19 protein-coding genes are annotated in these 17,625 nt (G+C 50.3%); 16 read left to right on the top strand and 3 right to left on the bottom strand.

Annotation, left to right across the window (positions count from 1 at the left end):
• Window positions 1-346: 346 nt before the first annotated feature.
• The 16 genes from BKD12_RS14780 (at window position 347) to BKD12_RS14855 (ending at window position 14,114) form a co-directional block, all read left to right on the top strand.
• Window positions 347-1,306 (top strand): Rpn family recombination-promoting nuclease/putative transposase, encoded by a 960-nt coding sequence (locus tag BKD12_RS14780; RefSeq protein ID WP_070090124.1) that lies wholly within the window; start codon window positions 347-349, stop codon window positions 1,304-1,306.
• A 107-nt stretch (window positions 1,307-1,413) separates the two neighbouring features.
• A complete protein-coding gene (locus tag BKD12_RS17425) occupies window positions 1,414-1,548 on the top strand; it encodes a hypothetical protein (protein ID WP_278308606.1) in 135 nt (44 codons plus the stop codon).
• Window positions 1,549-1,847: 299 nt separating this feature from the next.
• Window positions 1,848-2,831, top strand: a complete 984-nt coding sequence (locus BKD12_RS14790) for a beta-ketoacyl-ACP synthase III (RefSeq protein WP_070090126.1) — start codon at window positions 1,848-1,850, stop codon at window positions 2,829-2,831.
• A gap of 89 nt (window positions 2,832-2,920) precedes the next feature.
• Window positions 2,921-3,148, top strand: coding sequence for an acyl carrier protein (gene acpP / locus BKD12_RS14795; RefSeq protein ID WP_070090127.1), 228 nt, complete (start codon window positions 2,921-2,923; stop codon window positions 3,146-3,148).
• Window positions 3,149-3,195: 47 nt separating this feature from the next.
• On the top strand, window positions 3,196-4,134 hold the full coding sequence (gene fabK, locus BKD12_RS14800) for an enoyl-[acyl-carrier-protein] reductase FabK (protein ID WP_070090128.1): 939 nt from the start codon (window positions 3,196-3,198) through the stop codon (window positions 4,132-4,134).
• Window positions 4,127-5,056 carry an ACP S-malonyltransferase gene (fabD, locus tag BKD12_RS14805; protein WP_070090129.1) on the top strand — a complete coding sequence of 310 codons (930 nt, stop codon included), beginning with the start codon at window positions 4,127-4,129 and terminating at the stop codon, window positions 5,054-5,056. The genes fabK and fabD overlap by 8 nt, the downstream gene beginning before the upstream one ends.
• Window positions 5,050-5,790, top strand: a complete 741-nt coding sequence (fabG, locus tag BKD12_RS14810) for a 3-oxoacyl-[acyl-carrier-protein] reductase (RefSeq protein WP_070090130.1) — start codon at window positions 5,050-5,052, stop codon at window positions 5,788-5,790. The genes fabD and fabG overlap by 7 nt, the downstream gene beginning before the upstream one ends.
• A 41-nt stretch (window positions 5,791-5,831) precedes the next feature.
• Window positions 5,832-7,070 (top strand): beta-ketoacyl-ACP synthase II, encoded by a 1,239-nt coding sequence (gene fabF, locus BKD12_RS14815; RefSeq protein ID WP_070090131.1) that lies wholly within the window; start codon window positions 5,832-5,834, stop codon window positions 7,068-7,070.
• Between the two features lie 15 nt (window positions 7,071-7,085).
• The gene (gene accB, locus BKD12_RS14820; RefSeq protein ID WP_070090132.1) at window positions 7,086-7,592 is read left to right on the top strand and encodes an acetyl-CoA carboxylase biotin carboxyl carrier protein; all 507 of its coding nucleotides are present in this window, start codon (window positions 7,086-7,088) and stop codon (window positions 7,590-7,592) included.
• 37 nt (window positions 7,593-7,629) lie between these two features.
• Window positions 7,630-8,058, top strand: coding sequence for a 3-hydroxyacyl-ACP dehydratase FabZ (fabZ, locus tag BKD12_RS14825; protein WP_070090133.1), 429 nt, complete (start codon window positions 7,630-7,632; stop codon window positions 8,056-8,058).
• An 11-nt stretch (window positions 8,059-8,069) separates the two neighbouring features.
• On the top strand, window positions 8,070-9,404 hold the full coding sequence (locus BKD12_RS14830; protein WP_070090134.1) for an acetyl-CoA carboxylase biotin carboxylase subunit: 1,335 nt from the start codon (window positions 8,070-8,072) through the stop codon (window positions 9,402-9,404).
• Between the two features lie 23 nt (window positions 9,405-9,427).
• A complete protein-coding gene (locus tag BKD12_RS14835) occupies window positions 9,428-11,206 on the top strand; it encodes an acetyl-CoA carboxylase carboxyltransferase subunit alpha (protein ID WP_070090135.1) in 1,779 nt (592 codons plus the stop codon).
• 18 nt (window positions 11,207-11,224) lie between these two features.
• The gene (locus BKD12_RS14840; RefSeq protein WP_070090136.1) at window positions 11,225-12,340 is read left to right on the top strand and encodes an NAD(P)H-dependent flavin oxidoreductase; all 1,116 of its coding nucleotides are present in this window, start codon (window positions 11,225-11,227) and stop codon (window positions 12,338-12,340) included.
• Window positions 12,341-12,396: 56 nt separating this feature from the next.
• Window positions 12,397-12,891, top strand: a complete 495-nt coding sequence (locus BKD12_RS14845) for a MarR family winged helix-turn-helix transcriptional regulator (protein ID WP_070090137.1) — start codon at window positions 12,397-12,399, stop codon at window positions 12,889-12,891.
• A complete protein-coding gene (locus tag BKD12_RS14850) occupies window positions 12,851-13,570 on the top strand; it encodes an NAD-dependent protein deacylase (protein WP_070090138.1) in 720 nt (239 codons plus the stop codon). Before BKD12_RS14845 ends, BKD12_RS14850 begins: the two co-directional genes overlap by 41 nt.
• 223 nt (window positions 13,571-13,793) lie before the next feature.
• Window positions 13,794-14,114 carry a rhodanese-like domain-containing protein gene (locus BKD12_RS14855; protein ID WP_070090139.1) on the top strand — a complete coding sequence of 107 codons (321 nt, stop codon included), beginning with the start codon at window positions 13,794-13,796 and terminating at the stop codon, window positions 14,112-14,114.
• Window positions 14,115-14,135: 21 nt separating this feature from the next.
• On the opposite strand, the gene BKD12_RS14860 is transcribed toward BKD12_RS14855, so the two are convergent.
• The 3 genes from BKD12_RS14860 to hydG all read right to left on the bottom strand — a co-directional run bounded on the left by BKD12_RS14860 (window position 14,136) and on the right by hydG (window position 17,601).
• Window positions 14,136-14,753: a TIGR04100 family radical SAM protein gene (locus BKD12_RS14860; protein ID WP_070090140.1), complete on the bottom strand. Its 618-nt coding sequence runs from the start codon at window positions 14,751-14,753 to the stop codon at window positions 14,136-14,138.
• Window positions 14,754-14,859: 106 nt separating this feature from the next.
• Window positions 14,860-16,089, bottom strand: coding sequence for a [FeFe] hydrogenase H-cluster maturation GTPase HydF (gene hydF, locus BKD12_RS14865; RefSeq protein WP_070090141.1), 1,230 nt, complete (start codon window positions 16,087-16,089; stop codon window positions 14,860-14,862).
• A 90-nt stretch (window positions 16,090-16,179) separates the two neighbouring features.
• Window positions 16,180-17,601, bottom strand: a complete 1,422-nt coding sequence (hydG, locus tag BKD12_RS14870; RefSeq protein WP_070090142.1) for a [FeFe] hydrogenase H-cluster radical SAM maturase HydG — start codon at window positions 17,599-17,601, stop codon at window positions 16,180-16,182.
• Window positions 17,602-17,625 lie beyond the last annotated feature (24 nt).

Here is a 17,625-nt window from a genome sequence, read left to right on the forward strand (position 1 = left end):
TACTCATGGTTTACCGTGTACCTAAAATACGAGGGAGAAAAAGGAAGAGACAATCCGACAGAGAATTCAGATCCTAAAAAAGTCTGAATTCTCTGGGATTGTCTCTTCCCTTCGTGTTAGGGGCTAAAATTCGGTATTAACCGACTTCCCCATTGTTATGTGGTTTAAAGAAAGAGTAGATGTTTCAGCTTGCCTTCCGGAACCCACCGTGATATGATGGGGTTACATCAGATTCCCGGACGATTAATATATCTTAAAAATTCTAAAGTCCGGATAGATTTTCATGGCATTTCAGCCAGAGAACCCTGATTTTGATGAAAGAGAATAATGAAAAGGAGTTTTGCCTATGGGAAAAGCAGACGTGGCAGTTAACAGGTGGCTGGAGGACAATGAAAGATTTGCCAGCCTATGTAATGGTGTGGTGTTCGGCGGGCAGCAGGTCATAAAGCCGGAAGAACTGGAAAATCTGGACCGGGAGACAGATATCCTGCTTGCGGATAAAGGCGGAAAGACAAAAGGAATGGAGCGGCGCAGGGATATTATTAAGCGCTGGAAGAAGGGAGCGGATCTGGCAATTCTGGCCTGTGAATCTCAGGATAAGATCCATTATGCCATGCCGGTGCGGTGTATGCTGTACGATGGTGTTACCTATACAGATCAGATCCGTGAACTGCGCCGCAGATATGGAAAGAATCGTAAGGAGAAGGAGAGCCAGTCTTTGACGGCTGAGGAGTATCTGTCAGGATTTCGAAAAGACGATGTCATCTATCCGGTCATCACCCTGGTGTTTTATTATAATGAAAAGAAATGGGACGGTGCAGTAGATTTGTATGGAATGTTCGCCGATGACGGTGACAGGGAGATTACAGACGCATTGAGAAAATGTATTCCCAATTACAGGATGAACTTGATCGATGCAGGCCATATGGAAGAAGTATATCTGAAGAAATTCTCGGAAGATTTACAACAAGTACTGGGCATGTTAAAATATAGAAAACAAAAAAGGGAATTGCAGAAATATATACAAAAGAACGAAGCATATTTCAGCAGTGTAGATGTGGAGACCTATCAGGCACTGTGCAGCTTCTTAAATATGGAAAAGGGACTAAAAGAAGTGGAAGAACTGCAGAAGGAGGAGAAGATAAATATGTGTCAGGCAATGGAAGAATGGTATCAGGACGCAGTGGAAGAGGGGATAACCCTGGCAAAGACGATCTTCCGCCTATCGGCACAGGGAAGATCGGAACAGGAGATTGCGGAGGAAACGGGAATCTCGCCGGGCGAAGTAAAGGCGATCCTCCAGTAAAGAGACAGAGGAACTTTTACCTGGATTTCACTTAAGCTTCATTCTTTTATCACAATTTTGTGTTAGGCTTATCTCAACAAAACTTTTACAGATTGTGGAGGTTGATGATGATGCAGAAAGAGCGCAGAAGCCGAAAGAGAATCAAAGCAGATATGATGAGATCCTACTACATCATGGAATCAAAAGTAGACGCAAAAGCAAAAGAGATTTTTAAGAGAAAGCCTTATGCGGTCGTGCAGTAGCAGAGGCAGGAAAGAGGAATGTTCAGTCTTTCATTTTTTTATATAAGTTCATATGGATAAGAGTCGGATTCCCGGCTGTTTTGACTGGATGTGTCAGAACAGCCGGGAATTTTTGCGGATGGGGACAGGGGAAAATGCAAAAAGGGACAGGGCAAAACGCAGATGGGGACACCGGCAAACGCAATAGGGGACGTACACTTTTGCAAAAAGTGTACGTCCCCTATTGACATCCCCGTCTGCCTGAGATATACTTTGAAAGTCAAAATAATTGAAAGTCAAATCAATATAGGGGAATACTTATGACAGGAATCATATGTGGGACGGGGTCTTATGTACCGCCCTATTCAATGGACAACAATGATATCGCAAAACTAGTGGAGACCAGCGACGAGTGGATCCGGGAGAGGACCGGCGTGGTGCGGCGCCACATCATTGAGGAAGAGACTACGGTGTCGATGGCGGCTGAAGCCGGGCGTCTTGCGCTTGCGGATGCGGGCGTGGATGCGAAGGATGTGGATCTGATCCTGGTATCTACCATTTCTTCCAATGTAATCCTTCCCTGTGCGGCCTGCGAGGTGCAAAAGATACTGGGGGCGGATCATGCCACATGTTTCGACCTCAATGCGGCCTGTACCGGATTTTTGCTGGGGTATAACACGGCTGTGGCTTACCTGGAAAGCGGCGTGTACCAGACAGCTCTGGTGATCGGAAGTGAAAGCCTTTCCAATCTGACCAACTGGAGCGACCGGGGAACCTGCATCTTGTTTGGCGACGGGGCCGGAGCAGCGGTGATCCGTGCGGGAGAGGGCAGACATTATCTTCCGGTGACACATTCCAACGGGGCAAAGGGAGAAGCCCTGACCTGCAAAAGCCGTCATGATCATAATGGCCTGACAAGAAAACTGGAGCCGGAGAACATGGCAGCGTCGGAATATTCCATGCAGATGGACGGCCAGGCAGTGTTCAAATTTGCTGTAAGGAGTGTGCCGCAGGCGGTGGAAGAGGTGCTGGAGAAAAACCAGGTGGCGCAGGAAGACATTTCCTGTTACATCCTTCACCAGGCGAATCGGAGGATCGTAGAGGCCGTGGCAAAGCGGTTGGGAGAGCCTATTGAGAAATTCCCGATGAATCTTCAGGAATATGGCAATACCTCATCCGCCAGTATCCCGATCCTTCTGGATGAACTGAACCGTGACGGAAAGCTCGAAAAGGGAAGAAAAATTGTAATGGCAGGATTTGGAGCAGGCTTAAGCTGGGGCGCTTCCATCCTGGAGTGGAAATAAGGAAAGCGCAAAAAGGGAATAAACTGCTCCGGCAGTTTATCATAGAAATGAAAGAATAAAAAAGTATGAATGAAAGAGGAGACAAAGAAATGTTTGAAAAAATCAAAGAAATGGTGGCAGAAAATTTAGGAGTAGACGCAGGAAGCATCACAGAGGAGTCTTCCTTTAAGGACGACCTGGGAGCAGATTCCCTGGACCTTTTTGAGCTTGTAATGGCTCTGGAAGAAGAGTACGATATCGAGATCCCAACCGAGGATCTGGAGCAGATCGCAACCGTAGGCGACGTTATTTCCTATATTGAATCTCACAAAGAATAATTCAGAAACTTTAAAACTTAGAAAGAATGAAAAGCGGGGTTTGAAAGATGAAGACAGAAGTAACGAAATTATTAGGAATCGAATATCCAATCATCCAGGGAGGAATGGCCTGGGTGGCAGAATACCATTTGGCAGCAGCTGTATCGGAAGCTGGCGGCCTGGGACTGATCGGTGCGGCCAGCGCCCCGGCAGACTGGGTGAGAGATCAGATCCGTGAGGCGAAAAAGCTGACCGATAAGCCGTTCGGGGTCAACATCATGCTGATGAGCCCATATGCGGATGAGGTGGCAAAGGTCGTTGCAGAAGAGGGTGTAAAAGTTGTGACGACCGGAGCCGGCAATCCGGAGAAATATATGGCGATGTGGAAGGAAGCAGGCGTAAAGGTGATTCCGGTCGTTGCTTCTGTCGCCCTGGCAAAAAGGATGGAGCGCTGCGGAGCTGACGCCCTGGTGGCAGAAGGAAGCGAAGCAGGCGGACACATTGGAGAAAACACAACAATGGTACTGGTTCCGCAGGTAGTGGATGCAGTAAATATCCCGGTTATCGCCGCAGGCGGTATCGCAGACGGACGCGGGATTGCAGCAGCATTTATGCTGGGAGCACAAGGCGTGCAGATGGGAACGCATTTCGTAGTCACAGACGAATCCCAGGTGCATGAAAACTACAAAGAGAGGATCATCAAGGCGAAGGACATTGATTCCCGTGTGACAGGAAGAACCACCGGACATCCGGTACGGGCGCTTCGCAATGATATGACCAAGAAATACTTAGAATTGGAAAACAACGGTGCAAGCTTTGAAGAACTTGAGAAACTCACGCTTGGCGGATTAAGAAAAGCCGTAGTAGACGGTGATGTGAAGAACGGAAGCGTGATGGCAGGACAGATCGCAGGTATGGTAAAAGAGAGAATGTCCTGTAAAGAGCTGATTACAAAGCTGGTAAAAGAGACCGATGCATTGATAAAAGGAGCAGGTTTTTATGAGTAAGATCGCATTTATCTATCCCGGACAGGGAGCGCAGAAAGCAGGTATGGGAGCAGATTTTTATGAGAACTGCCCGTCCGCAAGAGAACTGTTTGACCAGGCAAGCGACGCACTGGGACTGGATATGAAGGCACTCTGTTTTGAGGAAAACGATAAACTGGACCTGACCGAATATACACAGGCGGCGCTGGTAACCACCACGCTTGCCATGACAAGAGTCGTAGAGGAGCACGGGATCCATGCAGATATGACCGCCGGATTAAGCCTGGGAGAATATTCTGCCATTGCGGCAGCAGGCGGGATGACGGAGATCGACGCCATCCGTCTGGTGAGAAAACGGGGGATCCTGATGCAGAACACCGTACCGGCAGGAGAAGGTGCCATGTGTGCGGTTATGGCCATGGATGCGGCGAAGATCGAGGAAGTGACAGAGCCCATCGACGGGGTGACGATCGCCAACTATAACTGCCCGGGACAGATTGTGATTACCGGGGAAAAGGCCGGTGTGGAAAAGGCAGCGGAGGCTTTAATGGAAGCAGGGGCAAAACGGACGGTGATGTTAAACGTCAGCGGACCGTTCCATTCGCCGATGTTAAAGCCGGCAGGAGAAGAGTTGATGAAGGAGCTTCAGGAGGTCAGCTTAAGTGAGCTTAAGATCCCGTATGTGACAAACGTGACGACAGAGATCATCTCTGATATCAGCCGGACCAAAGAGCTTTTGAAAGAGCAGGTCAGCTCTCCGGTGCGCTGGATGCAGAGCATGGAGGTTATGATCGCAGACGGCGTGGACACCTTCATTGAGATCGGACCTGGGCGTACCCTGGCCGGATTTATGAAGAAGATCAATAAAGAAGTGAAAGTATACAACATAGCAGCTCTTTCTGATATTGAAAAGGTGGCTGCGGAAATGGAGGCTTCATGTTAGCAGGAAAGGTAGCGCTGGTGACCGGCGCGTCCAGAGGGATCGGAAAGGCGATTGCCTGTAAGCTGGCCCGGGAAGGCGCAAAAGTCATCATCAATTATAACGGATCAAAAGAAAAAGCCGAGGCTGTAAAAAGTGAGATCGAGGCGGCAGGCGGACAGGCAGAAGTTTACCAGTGTGACGTGTCCGATTATACAGCCTGTGAAACCTTTATCCAGACGGTCATCAAAGAAGAGGGAAGTCTGGACATCCTGGTCAACAATGCCGGGATCACGAAGGACGGCCTGTTAATGAAAATGTCGGAAGAGGATTTTGATAAGGTGTTGGACACAAACCTGAAGGGTGCCTTCAATACCATCCGTTTTGCATCCAGACAGATGCTGAGGCAAAAAGGCGGACGGATCATCAATATGTCCTCCGTCGTAGGCGTCAGCGGCAATGCCGGGCAGGCCAATTACGCGGCTTCCAAGGCAGGCGTGATCGGGCTTACCAAAGCGGCGGCAAGAGAACTGGCATCCCGGGGAATTACGGTCAATGCCATCGCGCCGGGATTTATTGAGACCGATATGACAGACGTACTTTCCGATAAAGTGAAAGAAGCGTCCGAAGCGCAGATCCCGCTGGGACATTTCGGAAAGCCGGAGGATGTGGCGGCAGCAGCAGCATTTCTTGCGTCTGAAGAAGCCAGGTACATCACCGGACAGGTGCTGCACGTAGACGGAGGTATGGTCATGTAGCAGACCTAACGAACCTCTATATTTATGAAAGGATAGTTTCTATGAAAAGAAGAGTGGTAGTGACAGGGCTTGGCGCCGTTACCCCGATCGGAAATACGGTGGATGAGTTCTGGAACAGCATCAAGGAAGGAAAAGTCGGGATCGGAGAGATCACCAAATTCGATACGACAGACTATAAAGTAAAGATTGCTGCAGAAGTCAAAGGCTTTGTTGCAAAAGAGCGCATGGACTTCAAAGCGTCCAGACGTATGGAGCCGTTTTCTCAGTATGCGGTTGCGGCAGCAAGGGAAGCTTATGAGGACGCAGGGCTTGACATTTCCAAGGAAGATCCCTACCGGGCAGGCGTGATCATTGGATCCGGGATCGGAAGTCTTCAGGAAGTGGAGAAGGATTATGAAAAGATCATGACCAAGGGACCGTCAAAGGTGAATCCTTTGATGGTGCCGCTGATGATCTCTAATATGGCAGCAGGAAATGTGTCTATCCAGCTGGGATTTAAAGGGAAATGTACCAACGTGGTAACAGCCTGTGCTACAGGAACCAACTGTATCGGAGACGCTTTAAGAGCTATCCAGTACGGTGATGCGGATATCATTGCGGCCGGAGGTACCGAAAGCTGTATCTGTCCGACTGGAGTGGCAGGATTTACCAGCCTGACAGCGCTTTCCGCTTCTACGGATCCTCTTCGGGCATCCATTCCCTTTGACAAAGACAGAGACGGCTTTGTACTGGGCGAAGGAGCCGGGGTGGTGATCCTGGAGGAACTGGAGCACGCAAAGGCAAGAGGAGCAAAGATCTATGCAGAGCTTGTGGGATACGGGGCTACCGGAGACGCCTACCACATTACATCTCCTGCAGAAGACGGCAGCGGCGCGGCCAAAGCGATGGAGCTTGCCATGGAAGAAGGGGGCATCGAGCCGTCTCAGGTAGACTATATCAATGCACACGGCACCAGTACCCATCATAATGACCTGTTTGAGACCAGAGCCATTAAACTGGCGCTGGGCGACGCGGCAAAGGATGTAGTGGTGAACTCCACCAAATCCATGATCGGTCATCTCCTTGGAGCGGCCGGCGGCGTAGAATTTATCGCCTGTGTCAAAACCATCCAGGATGGTTTCATCCACCAGACGATGGGAACACGCGAGGCAGATGAGGAATGTGATCTGAACTATGCCATCGGAGCGCCGGTAGAGAAAGACGTAAACTATGTACTGACCAATTCCTTAGGATTTGGCGGACATAATGCCACCCTGTTGTTAAAGAAATACGAAGGGTAGAAAGGATCTGGAAATATGGAATTTGAAAATCTTATCAAACTGATCAATGCCGTTTCAGATTCATCTCTGACCGGATTAAAGTATGAAGAAAATGGTGTAAAAATACAGCTGACAAAAAAGGAAGGCAAGGTTAAGGTGGTCTCTGCGCCGTCTATGCCGCAGATGTTTGCGCCTGGTTCCTTTCCGGCATCTGGATCCGCTTTGGCAGGAGAGATACCGGGAGGAGTGGAAACAGCAGGAGCAGAGACGCCGGAACAGATAACGGCTGATCCGTCTGCGGAGAAGGAGGGCAACATTGTCACATCCCCGCTGGTAGGAACCTTTTACGCAGCCCCGTCAGAGGATGCGGCCCCGTTCGTGTCAGTGGGTGACGCCGTAAAAAAAGGGCAGACACTTGCCATCGTGGAAGCTATGAAGCTGATGAACGAGATAGAGAGTGATTTTGACGGAAAAGTGGCAGAGATTCTGGTAGAGAACGGTCAGCCGGTAGAGTACGGCCAGCCGCTGTTCCGTATTGTATAGGGCGGCAGAGGAAATTGCCGTAGAGCAGGAGGAAAGTATGAAGCATTTAGACATCAACCAGATTAAAGAAATCATTCCCCACCGACATCCTTTTTTGTTGATCGATTATATTGAGGATTACGAGCCAGGACAGTATGCCGTGGGATATAAGTGTGTTTCTTACAGAGAAGAGTTTTTTGCAGGGCACTTTCCGCAGGAGCCGGTCATGCCGGGAGTTCTGACGGTAGAGGCACTGGCCCAGGTAGGTGCGGTGGCGATCTTAAGTATGGAAGAAAACCGCGGTAAGATCGCATATTTTGGCGGCATTAATAAATGTAAATTTAAAGGGAAGATCGTGCCGGGCGATAAAGTCCGCTTAGAGACAAAGATCATTAAGCAGAAAGGTCCTGTGGGAGTCGGCGAAGCTATCGCAAGCGTAGACGGAAAGACCGTTGTCAGCGCAGAACTGACCTTTATGATTGGATAGGTGGGGAAATCATGATAAAAAAAGTATTGATCGCAAACCGCGGAGAGATTGCAGTCCGCATCATCCGGGCATGCCGGGAAATGGGAATTGAAACAGTTGCTGTTTACTCTGAGGCAGACAAAGAAGCGCTCCATACCAAGCTGGCGGATGAAGCGGTCTGTATCGGGCCGGCGCCTTCTTCCGAGAGCTATCTGAGTATGGACAGGATATTAAGCGCTACGATCATCAGTGGAGCGGATGCCATCCACCCGGGATTTGGTTTCCTGTCAGAAAACAGTAAGTTTGCAGAGCTGTGTGAACAGTGCAATATTACCTTTATCGGGCCAAATTCCAGAGTGATCGCAAGCCTGGGGAATAAGCAGGAAGCAAGGAATACGATGATCGCCGCAGGCGTCCCTGTGATACCGGGAAGCAAGGAGCCCATTTACGATGTGGAAACCGGAGCAAAGGCTGCAGATGAGATCGGCTATCCGGTCATCATAAAGGCGGCCCTTGGCGGAGGCGGAAAAGGAATGCGAGTGGCGAATACTCCGGAAGAGTTTGCACAGAGCTTCCAGACCGCACAAAAAGAAAGCCAGATGGCTTTCGGCGATAATACCATGTATATCGAACATTTTGTACAGCGTCCCAGACATATCGAGTTTCAGATCCTGGCTGACAAATACGGAAATGTGATTCATTTAGGAGAGCGTGACTGCTCCATCCAAAGAAATCACCAGAAAATGATCGAGGAATCGCCGTCTCCGGCGCTTGATGAAAATCTGCGGGAAAAGATGGGGGAGGCAGCTGTAAAAGCGGCAAAGGCTTCTCATTATGAAAATGCGGGGACAATCGAATTTCTGCTGGAAAAGAACGGGAATTTTTATTTTATGGAAATGAATACCCGGATCCAGGTAGAGCACCCGGTAACCGAATGGGTGACCGGCATTGACCTGGTAAAGGAGCAGATCCGGATCGCTTCCGGAGAGGAGCTGTCCTACAGGCAGGAAGATGTGCATCTTTCCGGCCATGCGATTGAGTGCCGGATCAATGCGGAAAATCCGGCAAAGGGCTTCCGGCCGTCTCCGGGGACCATTACAGACATGTATTTGCCAGGAGGCAAGGGGATCCGGATCGATGCAGCTATTTACAGCGGATATACGATTCCGCCCTACTATGATTCTATGGTAGCAAAGCTGATCGTTTGGGCGAAGAACAGAAAGGAAGCTATCCGCAAAATGCAAAGCGCCTTGGGTGAGGTGATCATCGAAGGAATCGACACCAACGTAGATTACCAGTATGAAATCCTGAACCATCCGGATTACCGTTCTGGAAACGTTGACATTGAATTTATCGAAAGATTATAGACTGATTTAGAAGGTGAAGTCCTATGAAGCTAGATAATGTGTTTAAAAAAACCAGATTATCCTCTGCCAGAAAATCTTATATTGCGCTGAACCACAGAGGGCCGGAGGTGCCGGAAGGGCTTCTTCGGAAATGTAACAAATGCGGCGGCGCCATCATTGCCGAGGACGTAAAAAAGGGATATTATATCTGTCCAAAATGCGGAGGGTATTTCCGGGTTCATGCCTACCGCCGGATTGAGATGGTGGGTGACGAAGGAACCTTCGAGGAATGGGACAAAGGTCTTTGTACCCGTAACCCACTCCACTACAAAGGCTACGAAGAAAAAATCGCACATCTTCAGGAGAAAACCGGACTTGAGGAAGCTGTAGTCACCGGAAAAGTAAAGATCCAGGGGCAGGACACGGTGATCGGCGTCTGTGACGGCCGTTTCATGATGTCCAGCATGGGCGAGGTAGTCGGAGAAAAGATTACCAGAGCCGTGGAACGGGCGACCAGAGAAAAGCTGCCGGTGATTTTGTTTACCTGTTCCGGAGGAGCCAGGATGCAGGAGGGGATCGTTTCCCTGATGCAGATGGCAAAGACGTCAGCGGCGCTGAAACGCCACAGTGATGCAGGGCTTCTCTACGTAACGGTACTGACAGACCCAACGACCGGGGGCGTGACCGCAAGCTTTGCTATGCTGGGAGACATTATCCTGGCTGAGCCGGGAGCCCTCATCGGATTTGCAGGCCCAAGAGTCATCGAACAGACTATTGGACAGAAGCTTCCAAAAGGTTTCCAGCGGGCAGAATTCCTGGTGGAGCACGGATTTGTGGATGCCATCGTAGAAAGACCGAAGCTTCGGGAGACCCTGGGAGAAATCCTGCGGATGCACAGCAGGGACAGCGTTCTGGAGAGGACTCTGGAGGGTACTGCTTCTGAGGCGGCAGAAGATGGTGAAAAGGAGCTGCCAGAAGGAGCAGGCAATGGTCAGGCGGGAGCATCGGATGCGCGGGATGGACTTAAGCTTCACAACCAGGTGGCAGAAGCCTGGGACCGGGTGCAGATCTCGCGGATGAAGGACCGGCCGGTGGGCAGCGATTATATCCACGCCTTATTTACGGACTTTATGGAATTTCACGGAGACCGCTATTACCGGGACGACCGTGCTATCATTGGAGGAATTGCTTATTTCCACGGCATGCCGGTGACGGTGATCGCCCAGGAAAAAGGGACGAATACGAAAGAAAATATTGAACATAACTTCGGCATGCCTTCGCCGGACGGTTACCGGAAGGCGCTCCGGCTGATGAAACAGGCGGAAAAATTCGGCCGCCCGGTAATCTGCTTTGTGGATACGCCGGGAGCCTTCTGCGGATTGGAAGCAGAGGAGCGGGGCCAGGGTGAAGCCATCGCAAGGAATCTGTTTGAAATGTCAGGCTTAACCGTTCCGGTGCTTTCTATCGTCATCGGTGAAGGGGGAAGCGGCGGAGCGCTTGCCATGGCAGTTGCCGATGAGGTGTGGATGCTGGAGAATTCCATTTATTCCATTCTGTCACCGGAAGGATTTGCAAGTATCCTGTGGAAAGACAGCAGCAAGGCAAAGGAAGCGGCAGAAGTAATGAAGCTGACCGCGGGAGACCTGTATGAGCTGGGGATGGTGGAGCATGTGTTCCTGGAGCCGTCCCATTATACAGTACAGAATCTGAAGGAAGTTACCCGGGAAATGGATGAAAAGATCCGGGAGTTTATCGGGCAATACGGAGCATTGACTGCGGAAGAAATTACGGAGCGCAGATACCAGAGGTTCCGTCAGATGTAAACAGTAGGAGATTTATTTATGGATAGAAAACCATTGCGGATAGGAAAGAAAGTGGCACAGGTTCCCATTATCCAGGGAGGAATGGGAATCGGGATCAGCCTTGGCGGTCTTTCCGGTGCGGTGGCAAAGGAGGGCGGCATAGGGATTATCTCTGCCGCCCAAATTGGTTTCCGGGAGCCGGACTTTGATAAAAATCCCAAAAAGGCCAATCTAAGAGCCGTAAAAACTGAATATGAAAAGGCAAGAAGGATCGCTCCGGAAGGCCTGATCGGATTTAATATCATGGTCGCCATGCGGGGCTATGAGGATTACGTGCATGCGGCTGTTGATGCAGGTGCGGATCTGATCGTTTCCGGCGCAGGTCTTCCTACAGATCTCCCAAAGATCGTACAGGATTCGGATGTAAAGATTGCACCTATCGTGTCTACGGCCAAGTCGGCAGCCGTAATTTTAAAATACTGGGATCGAAAATACCACAGGATTCCGGATCTTCTGGTGATCGAAGGACCAAAGGCCGGGGGGCATCTGGGATTTCAGCCGGAGGAACTTGCGTTTTACCAGCAGGAACTGCCTTGTGACAGTGTGCCGGAGTGTGCCTCAAACAGTCGTGCGGTGCGTTATGACGAAGAGGTAAGAAAGATCCTTTCGGTTGTCAGAGGTTATGAGGAGCGTTACGGAACAAAAATTCCCACGGCGCTTGGAGGCGGTATTTCAGACAGACAGGCGGCGGACCACGCATTTTCGCTTGGAGCAGATGCCATTCAGGTGGCAACGAGGTTTATCACCACAAAGGAATGTGATGCGGATATCCGGTATAAAAAAGCATATCTTCAGATAAAAGAAGAGGATGTAGTGATCACAAAAAGCCCGGTGGGGATGCCGGGACGGGCTATCAGGAACCGGTTTATCGAGCGGGTGGCGTCAGGCGAGAAGATTCCCCATACCCCCTGTCACGGATGTCTGCACAAATGTGATCCGGCCAATATCCCGTATTGTATCACGGATGCTTTGATCCATGCGGCCAAAGGAGATCTTGATGAGGCGCTTCTGTTCTGCGGGGCAGACGCATGGAAGGCAGAACGGATGGAGACAGTAAAGGAAGTCATTGATTCTCTCGTGCCGGGAAGAGTATAATAAATGTAGGAATGAAAATGGCAGGTAAAAAGAGACGATAGAAAGAGGCAATCAAAATGAAGGATGCGTATGAATTGATCAACCACACATTAGTGAGTCTGATCAATGAGATCTGGGAGCTGGAGGAAAAGGCGATTATCACAGAAGAGTTTAAGGACCTTTCCAACAACGACATGCACGTGATCGAGGCCATCGGGCTGGGATCCGGAGGTAATATGTCCTCCATTGCAAAGAAACTGAATATTACGATGGGGTCTCTGACTACTGCCATGAATAGTCTGGTCAACAAAAAGTATGTAGAGCGCAGAAGAAGCGAAGAAGACCGCAGAGTCGTTTATGTAAAGCTGACTGCCAAAGGTGTGAGGGCCTACCGTCACCATGAGGATTATCACCGCCAGATGACCCGGGCCATCCTGGACAAGCTGGATGAGAATGAGCTGCCGGTGCTTCTTAAGACTTTGGACGCGCTGGAGGAATTCTTTACCGGCTACAGCCAGAAGGAGGCAGAAAATGTACGAGGAAGAGATCAAAAGGTTGAAGGAAATCATTGATGAAAGTAAAAGCATAGTATTTTTTGGCGGGGCAGGGGTATCCACGGAAAGCGGGATCCCGGATTTCAGGAGCGAGGACGGCCTGTACCGGCAGAAATACAGTTATCCGCCGGAGGAGATTATCAGCCACACCTTTTTTGTACGGAATCCAGAGGTGTTTTTTGAATTTTACAAGGATAAGATGATGGCGCTGGACGCAAAGCCAAATCCCGCCCACCAGGCACTGGCAAGGCTTGAGCAGGAAGGGAAACTTACCGCCGTTATCACTCAGAACATTGATGGGCTTCATCAGGCGGCAGGCAGTAAAAACGTGCTGGAGCTCCACGGCAGCATCCATCGCAACTACTGTCAGAAATGCGGCAAATTTTACGACGCCGCTTATGTGAAGGCATCAAAGGGGATTCCACGCTGCGAGTGCGGCGGCGTGATCAAGCCGGATGTGGTGCTCTATGAAGAAGGACTGGATCAGGATGTGATCCGCCAGAGCGTTTACGCCATCGCAAATGCAGATACTCTGATCATCGGCGGCACTTCACTGGCAGTCTATCCGGCAGCCAGCTTCATCGATTACTTCCGTGGCCGTCATCTGGTAGTCATCAACAAAGGCGCCACGGCAAGAGAAGTAGGGGCGGAGCTTGTGATCGCGGCGCCGATCGGCGAAGTGCTGGGGGCAGTATAAATGGGGACGTACACTTTTTGCAAAAGTGTACGTCCCCATTTGCATTTGCCGGTGTCCCCATCTGCGTTTTGCCCTGTCCCCATTTGCATCTGTCCCTGTCCCCGATGGAAGTGAGCGTGACTTTGTCACGGAGAAAAGCAGAGGGTGTGTTATACTGAAACCATCAGAACAATAGTTGATAGATAAAGTATTTCATAAGCAGAGATTTAGGAGGGAACAGGTAATGAAGTTATTTTCAAAAGGACCAGAGAAATCGATTCAGGAATATATTTCGGAGGCGAAGAAGAGGGAAGGGAGTATCTTTTTGGATGTGCGTACTCCGGAGGAATATAAAGAGGGTCATATCGAAGGCAGCATCAACCTTCCGCTGCATGAGCTAAAGAAGATAGGCTCGGTGATTCCGGATCAGGAAGCCCCTGTTTATGTTTACTGCCTCAGCGGGGCGAGAAGCCGGCGCTCGGCAGCGCTTATGGGGCATATGGGCTACTTGGATGTGACGGATATGGGAGGTCTGCTGGGGCAAAAAGTAAAGCTGGTCAGGTAAGACTCTGACCAGCTTAATGCACTAATTTTCGAAGGGACGGATGCGATAGGTTACGCCAAGATCCTGGCAGATCCTGCGGCACTGCTCCTCTTCGTCCGAAGTGAGAGTAGTGGAAACAGTGGTCAGCACAACATTTGGAACATACTTTTTGCTGTTCCGTGCAAATTCCAGCATAGCATTGTGAGAGATTTCGCCGAACCTGGGGCGTACAAGCCAGTAATATTTTTGCGGATCCGGTGTATTCAGACTGATGGAAAGGGTATCGATCAGGCCTTCGAAGGAAGGTGTAATGTCTCGCCCATGGATGAGATTTCCCAGTCCGTTTGTGTTGATGCGGATTGGCTTTTCCCAATGTTCTTTGATGAAATGTGCTGTTTTTAATAAAACGTCTAATGCTTCTGTGGGCTCACCGAATCCGCAGAATACAATCTCATGGTAACGGTTCATGTCAAATTTCTCAAATTCTGCCGCTACTTCTTCAAAAGAAGGCTCGTGCTCCAGCCACAGGGAATCGGAGGTTCCCATATCTTCCCGGTTCTGCCTCAGGCAGAAGGTGCAGGAACATGGGCAGCGGTTGGTCAGATTGATATAAAGATTATCATGTAGTTCATATAAAATCGTCATAGCTGTATGTTTCATAGGAAAAACTCCTTTCTAATTTCTATCATACAGCGAATCTGTCTTTTCTCAAATACCCAGTTTTGGCTTTGTAAGCCATACCAGATCACATGTGTCTGGCGGGCAGTCAGCGCTGGAAGATCTGGATGCTTCGCTCTAAAATCCCCTGCATATAGGCAATGGCTGTTCCATAATTCGTGATGGGAATCTGGGCGTCCTCGGCGCAGCGGATCCGGTACTTCATTTCCCGTTCATTTAGCATGCAGCCGCCGCAGTGGATGATCATCCGGAAGCGGTCGAGCGCGGCGGGAAATTCGGTTCCGCTGGTAAACTCAAAATTCAGCTGCTTGCCGGTATGCTCCCGGATCCAGCGGGGGAGTTTGACTGTTCCGATGTCATCGCATTGGCGGTGATGGGTACAGCCCTCTGAGATGAGCACGGTATCGCCGTCCTGCAGCCGGTCCAGCATGCGGGCGCCGTTTACCAGGGTGTCCAGGTTTCCCTTGTAGCGGGCAAACAGGATGGAGAAGGAAGTCAAAGGAATGTCCGTTGGAGTATCGGCTGACACCTTTGCAAATACCTGGCTGTCCGTAATGACAAGAGAGGGCTTTCGGCCCAGCGTCTGCAGCACGTTTTTCAGCTCATTTTCTTTTACGACCACCGAGACTGCGTCTGAATCCAGAATGTCGCGGATCGTCTGCTGCTGCGGCAGAATCAGGCGGCCTTTTGGCGCGGCTTTGTCAATGGGGACGACGAGGACGACAAAATCCGAAGGCTGGATCAGGTCTCCGACAATGGGCTGGGCCGGGCCTTCTGCCGGCGCCAGGGCGGCAATGCGTTCTTTTAGCTGGTAAATGTCGTCGGCTGTGCCGGAAGGAGCGGCCGCGCTGACCCACAGGACAGACGCAGGATCTATATGGTAATCATTTTGTATTTGCGAAAGGACAGGAGCCGGCTCCTCGACCAAATCTGCTTTATTCAGCACGATGAGATAAGGAATCTCCTTTGCCCGGATACGCTCCAGGATTTTGACGTCCTCTTTCGTCATGCCGATCGTTCCATCGACCACCAGAACAGCAATGTCCGTCTTGTTCAGCATCTGATAGGCCTTCTGGATCCGGAGCTCACCCAGAACCCCTTCGTCGTCAAGCCCCGGCGTGTCAATGATAACAACGGGGCCTAAAGGCAGAAGCTCCATGGATTTTAATACCGGATCCGTGGTGGTGCCTTTGACATCTGAGACAATCGCAAGACTTTGGCCCGTCATGGCATTGATCAGGCTGGACTTGCCTGCATTGCGTTTCCCGAAGATACCGATGTGAGTCCGCTCAGAAGAAGGAGTAGAATTTAAACTCATGAGAAGAACCTCCTTGTGGATAAAATGTGGATAGTGTGGATAACTTTTCATTGGGGACGGGGGATTTCTGAAAATCCCCCGTCCCCAATGCTAGAAGCGAAAGTCTCTTCTGTTGTTTTCCCGAATTAACCGTAAGTTTTCCACAACGACTGCCCGGGCTTTTTCGTTGGGCACGTTCAGCACCTCTTTGTCGATGAGCCGGTCGCCGATGGCTTTGGTCTCCGGAGAGGCATAATCCATCAGGTATTCTTCCAGGGTCATCAGTGCATTTGGATGGCAGCAGTTCTGGATCTGGCCGCTCTTGCACAGGGACATAAAGCGGTCGCCGGTGCGGCCTTCCCGATAGCAGGCGGTACAGAAGCTGGGGATGTAGTCCATCTCCATGAGCCAGCGTACGACCTCATCCAGGGTACGGGTGTCGATAACGTCGAACTGCTCAGAGCGCTCGTCTTCCGGTTCTGGTTCGCAGTAGCCGCCCACACTGGTGCGGGAGCCGCCGCTGATCTGAGAGATGCCAAGATGGAGGACGCGCTCCCGCACCTTCTGGCTTTCCCGGGTAGAAATGATCATGCCGGTGTAAGGTACGGCGATCCGGATACAGGCAACGATCTTGGCAAAGGTATCATCGTCAATGCCGTTGGTAAATGCACTGGCGTCAATGTCATCTGCATTGCGGAGCCTGGGCACGCTGATGGTGTGCGGGCCTACGCCAAACGCAGCCTCCAGATGCTCAGCGTGCATGAGAAGTCCGGCAAATTCATAGCGGTATTTGTCCAAACCAAAGAGAACGCCTAAGCCCACATCATCGATACCGCCTTCCATAGCCCGGTCCATGGCCTCCGTATGATAATCATAGTTGTGCTTTGGCCCTGTGGGATGCAGCTCCAGATAGCTTTCCTTGTGGTAGGTCTCCTGGAACAGAATATAGGTGCCGATGCCCGCTTCTTTTAAGAGACGGTAATCGTCTACAGTGGTGGCGGCAATGTTGATATTTACCCGGCGGATCGCGCCATTTTTGTGTTTAATGCTGTAGATGGTGTTGATACAGTCCAGATAATATTCCATGGTATTGTGGACCGGATCCTCGCCGGCTTCCAGGGCCAGTCTTTTATGTCCCATATCCTGCAGGGCAATGACCTCCCGGCGGATATCCTCCTGGCTCAGCTTTTTACGGGGAATGTGTTTGTTCTTTAAGTGGTAAGGACAGTAAGTGCAGCCGTTGATGCAGTAGTTGGAAAGATACAGCGGCGCAAATAATACAATCCGGTTTCCGTAAAAATCTTTTTTGATCTGTTCCGCCAGACGGAAGATTTTTTCATTCATCTCCGGATCCTGACAGGCAAGGAGTACGGACGCCTCCCGGTGGGAAAGCCCTTTGCGTTTTGCGGCCTTTTCAATGAGAGACTCGATCAGCGGCAGATTATCCTTGTTTTCATCTGCGTAGGCCAGTGTCTCCACAATTTCTTCGTGATTGATAAAATCATCGGCGTGTTTTGAATTTACATCGTACATGATACAAATCCTCCTTATATTTAT

It is taken from the genome of Merdimonas faecis, from assembly GCF_001754075.1.
Taxonomy (GTDB): Bacteria; Bacillota; Clostridia; order Lachnospirales; family Lachnospiraceae; genus Merdimonas; species Merdimonas faecis.